The 5,810-nt window shown below is 66.0% G+C and carries 4 protein-coding genes; 3 read left to right on the top strand and 1 reads right to left on the bottom strand.

Features of this window, described 5'->3' with window-relative positions; all coding sequences use genetic code 11:
- Nucleotides 1–345: aldo/keto reductase (locus EN742_RS21575; RefSeq protein WP_148670185.1), on the top strand; the 345-nt coding region annotated here is incomplete at its 5' end.
- Nucleotides 346–357: 12 nt separating this feature from the next.
- Here EN742_RS21575 and mutS read toward each other — a convergent pair.
- A complete protein-coding gene (mutS, locus tag EN742_RS21570; protein WP_128333251.1) occupies nt 358–3,090 on the bottom strand; it encodes a DNA mismatch repair protein MutS in 2,733 nt (910 codons plus the stop codon).
- 148 nt (nt 3,091–3,238) lie between these two features.
- On the opposite strand from mutS, the gene EN742_RS21565 reads away from it, so the two are divergent.
- On the top strand, nt 3,239–4,429 hold the full coding sequence (locus EN742_RS21565; protein WP_126056805.1) for a glycosyltransferase: 1,191 nt from the start codon (nt 3,239–3,241) through the stop codon (nt 4,427–4,429).
- A gap of 146 nt (nt 4,430–4,575) precedes the next feature.
- A partial coding sequence (locus tag EN742_RS21560; RefSeq protein WP_281034982.1) for a malic enzyme-like NAD(P)-binding protein occupies nt 4,576–5,810 on the top strand: 1,235 nt, incomplete at its 3' end.

The following is a 5,810-nucleotide window of genomic DNA, read 5'->3' as shown; positions in this document are numbered from 1 at the left end:
GTGCTCTACAATCTTGCGCGTCGCGGCCCCGAATTCGACCTCGCGCCCTGGAGCCGGGAGCGCGGCATTCCGCTGATGGCCTATTCGCCGGTCGAGCAGGGCGCGCTGGCGCGCAATGGCCGGCTGGAAGCCATCGCCGCCCGCCACAACGCGACGGCCGCGCAGATCGCCCTTGCCTGGGTAATGGGCCAGGAAGGCCTCATCGCCATTCCGAAGGCGAGCAAGCCCGAGCATGTCCGCCAGAACGTTGCCGCGCTCGACATCAGGCTGACACCGGAGGACTTCGCCGAGCTCGACCGCGCCTTCCCGCCGCCCACCCGCAAGCGTGGGCTGGAGATGATTTGAAGCCGCGCCGCGTCAGGGCTTTGTAGCCAACCCCTTCAGCCTGTAGAGCGCCTCCAGCGCCTCGCGCGGCGTCATCTCGTCGGGATTGATCGTGACGAGTGCGTCGCTCAGCGCGTCGTTCTTTGCCGGCCTAGGTGCTTCGCGTTTCGCCGCCACCGAAAACAGCGGCAGGTCGTCGACCAGGCGATTGGCCTTGCCCGACACCTCGCCTTCCTCGAGTTGGTGCAGCACTTCTTTTGCCCGCGCCACCACGGCCTCCGGCAGGCCGGCGAGCCGCGCCACCTGTACGCCGTAGGAACGGTCCGCCGCGCCCTTGCCGACTTCGTGCAGGAACACAACCTCGCCCTCCCATTCCTTGACCCGCATGGTGACGTTGGAGAGGCGGGGGAGCTTGCCGGCCAGCGCCGTCATCTCGTGGAAATGCGTGGCGAAGATCGCTCGGCACCGGTTCTTCTCGTGCAGATACTCCACCGCCGCCCAGGCGATCGATAGGCCGTCGAAGGTCGCTGTGCCGCGGCCGATCTCATCGAGGATCACCAGCGCCCGCTCGCCTGCCTGGTTGAGGATCGCGGCCGTCTCGACCATCTCGACCATGAAGGTCGAGCGGCCGCGTGCCAGGTCGTCGGATGCGCCGACGCGCGAGAACAGCCGGTCGACGACGCCGATATGGGCGCTCTGCGCCGGCACGAATGAGCCGGTCTGGGCAAGGATGGCGATCAGCGCGTTCTGCCGCAGGAACGTCGACTTGCCGCCCATGTTGGGACCAGTCAAAAGCCAGATCGCGCCGGCCTTGGCGCCGCCCTCCGGCGAAAGATCGCAGTCGTTGGCGACGAACGGGCCTTCGCCCGAGCGGCGCAGCGCCTGCTCGACCACCGGATGACGGCCACCTTCGATTTCGAAGGCGAGGCTGGAATCCACCTCGGGCCTGCACCAGGCCTCGCTTTCCGAAAGCAGCGCAAGGGCTGCCGAAACGTCGAGCACCGCAAGCGCATCGGCGCCGGCGCGGATGCTGTTCGCCTCGGCCACGACTTCCGCCATCAGCCGGTCGAAAGTGGCGAGCTCGATGCTCAACGCCCGGTCGGCGGCATTGGCGATCTTCGATTCCAGCTCGGCGAGCTCCGTCGTGGTGAAGCGCATGGCGTTGGCCATGGTCTGCCGGTGGATGAAGCGGGCCTTGTTCTCGTCGCTGCCGGTCATTGCCGCATGGTGGTTGGCGGTGACCTCGATGTAATAGCCGAGCACATTGTTGTGCCGGATCTTCAGCGAGCGGATGCCAGTCTCCTCGATCAGCGAGCGCTCCAGCCCGGTGATCACCTTGCGCGATTCGTCGCGCAGCGCTCGCATCTCGTCGAGCTCGGCATGGTAGGCGCGGCGCACGAAACCGCCGTCGCGCTTGAGCAGCGGCAATTCCTCATCCAGCGCCAGGCTGAGATGGTCGCGCAGATCGCGCGGCAGAGCCTGGATCGATGCCAGCGCCGCCGCAAGTTCCTCGGGCAGGCTGATCGCCGCGAACAGCTGTGCGATGGCGTCCGCCGCCTCGAAGCCGGCGCGAAGCGCGCCGAGATCGCGCGGGCCGCCACGGTTGAGCGCGAGTCGCGACAGCGCCCGCGGCATGTCGGCAACGCTCTTCAGGCTCGTCCGCGCCGCCTGGCAGAGTCGGGTTTCGGCACGAAAGAACGACACCGAATCGAGCCTGGCGCCGATCGCCGCCGGATCGGTCAGCGGCGCCATCAGCCGGTCGGCCAAGAGCCTCGCGCCGCTGCCGGTCACCGTGCGGTCGATCGCCTTGAACAGCGAGCCGTCGCGGCTACCCGACAGCGTGCGTAAGAGCTCCAGATTGGCGCGCGTCGCCGGGTCGATGAACAGCGTCGAGCCGCTCTCCTCGCGCTCCGGTCGCGACAGCGGCGGCCGCTCGGCCTTCTGCGTCTTCTCGACATAGGCAATAGTGCCTGAGATGGCCGACAGCTCGGCGCGCGAAAACGTCCCGAAACTGTCCGGCGTCGCCACCGCGAAGAAGCGTGCGATGCGTCCCGCGGCCGAGGCCGAATCGAACAGCGACGGCGGCTGCGGGCTGGCGACGCGGCCGATGACGTCGAACAGTGGCTTCAGCTCGGGGTCGTAAAACACCGGCTCGGCGACGATCAGCTCGCGCGGATCGACGCGGAAGATGTCGGCGAGCAGCCGGTCGGCGGTGGTCTCGGCGACGCGGAAGACCCCGGTCGAGATCTCGATCCAGGCCAGCGCGAAGGCATGATCGCTGCTGCCTCCCTTCACGCGTCCGAGCGCCATCAAGAAACTCGATTCCGACGGCGCCAGCAATTTGTCCTCGGTGATGGTGCCGGGCGTCACCAGCCGCACCACGTCGCGCCGCACCACCGATTTCGAGCCGCGCTTCTTGGCCTCCGTCGGGTCCTCGGTCTGCTCGCAGACGGCGACGCGGAAGCCTTGCGCGATTAGCTTCTGCAGATAGTCATCCGCCGCATGCACCGGCACGCCGCACATCGGAATGTCATGGCCCTGATGCTTGCCGCGCCGCGTCAGCACGATGCCGAGCGCCCGGCTTGCCTTCTCGGCGTCGTCGAAGAACAGCTCGTAGAAATCGCCCATGCGGTAGAACAGGAGCGAATTCGGGTTCGCCGCCTTGATCTCGATATACTGCTCCATCATCGGCGTGACGGCGCCGCCGAAGGGCATCGGCGTGGTCGCCTCGGGGGCGTTGAGTTCGGTCGGGGTGCGCATATCCATGCCGGCACGCTAGCAGAACAGCTCGCGTGGTTTAATGCCGGCGGCTTGAAAAGCGGGGGAAACCGCCACGGGATGAGCACATTGCCTGAAGCCGCGATCGCGAATACTGATCACGCCCGGGGATCGGCATTACAGGCGGATAGGGGCAATGAAGCAGGACGGACACGAGACGTTCGAGGAGATGGTCGGTCCTGCCGGCTCGCCGCTCAGGCGTGTGCGGCTTCTTGCCACCAACCGCGCCAATCGCACCAGAACCAAGGTAAAGGCATGGCTGCGGACAAGGTTTCCTTTCGTTCTTCCTGCACGCGGGCCGTTATCCGATCTCGATGGCGGCATCGACATCCCCGTCCACATCTTCAATCGCGATCCGCTGATCCTCTACGTGCCAGTCGGCGGGCGCCGCCCGCTTTATGCGCTTGCCGCCCTTTCCCGTCGCCTGGCATCGCGGCGCGCCACTTTCCTGCTGATGCCGAACTGGACCCTGGAGAGGCCCGCCGTCATCGATCAGATCGGCAGGGACCTCGCCTGGTTTGCCTGGGCCTGCCCCAACCATGAGCTGATCTTCCTCTGCAACACCGAGGAGGAACGCCGCTTGATTGCGAGCGTAGGCGGCAATGCGATCTTCTCCAATCACAATCTGATGATCTCGGAGGACATCTTCCGACCGCTGCCGGACGTGTCGGTCGAATACGATGCCGTCTACAATGGCCGTATCTCACACACTAAGCGGCATTACCTCGCGTTTGAAATCGAGAGGCTGGTCCATGTGACATCTTCGATCGGGGAATTGCCTCCGGCCGGCGACCGCGCCTTCATTCGGCGCCTACAGGCGCAGTCGCCGCTGCACCGGATCGCCAATCCGCTCGTCGACGATCTGGCCGGGCGACTTTCGCCGGACGAGGTCAACCATGTTTACAACCAGGCCGCGGTCGGGCTCTGTCTGTCGGCGGTGGAGGGGGCAATGTACTCCAGTATGGAGTACTTGCTGGCCGGCTTGCCGATCGTCTCGACGCCGAGCATCGGCGGCCGCGACGTGTATTTCCACCCGGACTACTGCATCATCGCCGAGCCCGAGCCGACCGCCATCCGGCGTGCCGTCGAGACCTTGCGCGACCGCGCCATTCCGCGCGAGGAGATTCGCGGCCGCACGCTGGAGACGGTGCGGGCCGAACGTCTGCACCTGATGGCCTATCTCTCGGCGCTCAAGCGGCGCATGGGAAGCGGCGATCCGCCGTTCGCCGAGTGGCCGTTCGCCGGCACCGCGGGGCTGACGCGATGGGCCCCTGTGCGCGAGCATGTGCGCGAGATTGCCGCTATCGCCTCGTCGGGCGGGATCTGAACGGCGGCATCGCGCCCGGCCCAGGAACAGCGTTTGCACGTCGCTTGGCGGTTTACAGCGACGGCGTGTGGCCTTAAGCCGGAAGCTCACAAAAAATATGGCGTCCAGCTCAAGGGTGCCGCACTGGTGAGGGAATCAAGAGGACCATGGCCAGGAAAACCGAAAGCAGCGGTCCCTCTGTCAGCGCGCAGGAGGCGCTCGAATTCCACGCCATGGGACGGCCGGGCAAGCTGGAGATCGTCGCCACCAAGCCGATGGCGACGCAGCGCGATCTCAGCCTCGCCTATTCGCCGGGCGTCGCCGTTCCCGTTCGCGCCATCGCCGAGGATCCGAGCCGCGCCTTCGACTACACGACGCGCGGCAACATGGTCGCCGTCATCTCCAACGGCACCGCCATCCTCGGCCTCGGCAACCTCGGCGCGCTTGCCTCCAAGCCGGTGATGGAAGGCAAGTCGGTGCTGTTCAAGCGGTTCGCCGATGTCGATTCCATCGACCTCGAGGTCGACACAGAGGATGCCGACGAGTTCATCAACTGCGTGCGCTTCCTCGGTCCCTCCTTCGGCGGCATCAATCTGGAAGACATCAAGGCACCGGAATGCTTCATCATCGAGCAGCGGCTGCGCGAATTGATGGACATACCCGTCTTCCACGACGACCAGCACGGCACCGCCATCATCTCCGCCGCCGGCCTGATCAATGCGCTCGAGATCACCGGCCGCGACATGAAGACCACCAGGATGGTCTGCAACGGCGCCGGTGCCGCCGGCATCGCTTGTATCGAGCTGATGAAGGCGATGGGTTTCTCGCCGGAAAACATCATCCTGTGCGACACCAAGGGCGTCGTCTTCCAGGGCCGCACCGAAGGCATGAACCAGTGGAAATCGGCGCATGCCGTCAAGACCGAGGCGCGCTCGCTGGCCGAGGCTCTCGATGGCGCCGACGTCTTCCTCGGCCTTTCCGCCAAGGGCGCGCTGACGACCAAGATGGTGCAGTCGATGGCCAGGAACCCGATCATCTTCGCCATGGCCAATCCCGATCCCGAGATTACGCCCGAGGAAGTGGCCGAGATCCGCACCGACGCCATCATGGCCACGGGGCGTTCGGACTATCCGAACCAGGTCAACAATGTGCTCGGCTTCCCCTACATTTTCCGCGGCGCGCTGGATGTCCGCGCCACCACCATCAACGACGAGATGAAGATCGCAGCGGCGCGCGCGCTGGCCGAGTTGGCGCGCCGCGACGTGCCCGACGACGTCGCCGCCGCCTATCAGGGCAACCGGCCGAAATTCGGCCCCAACTACATCATCCCGGTGCCGTTCGACCCGCGCCTGATCGCCGCCATCCCGCTGGCTGTGGCGAAGGCCGCGATGGAGTCCGGTGT

Source organism: Mesorhizobium sp. M4A.F.Ca.ET.020.02.1.1 (assembly GCF_004022645.1).
Lineage (GTDB): Bacteria > Pseudomonadota > Alphaproteobacteria > Rhizobiales > Rhizobiaceae > Mesorhizobium.
This window is presented reverse-complemented; position numbering and strand designations above follow the sequence as displayed.

Coding starts and splice junctions, on each gene's coding strand:
- mutS (WP_128333251.1), bottom strand. CDS start 3,090: ATGGATATGCGCACCCCGACCGAACTCAACGCCCCCGAGGCGACCACG.
- EN742_RS21565 (WP_126056805.1), top strand. CDS start 3,239: ATGAAGCAGGACGGACACGAGACGTTCGAGGAGATGGTCGGTCCTGCC.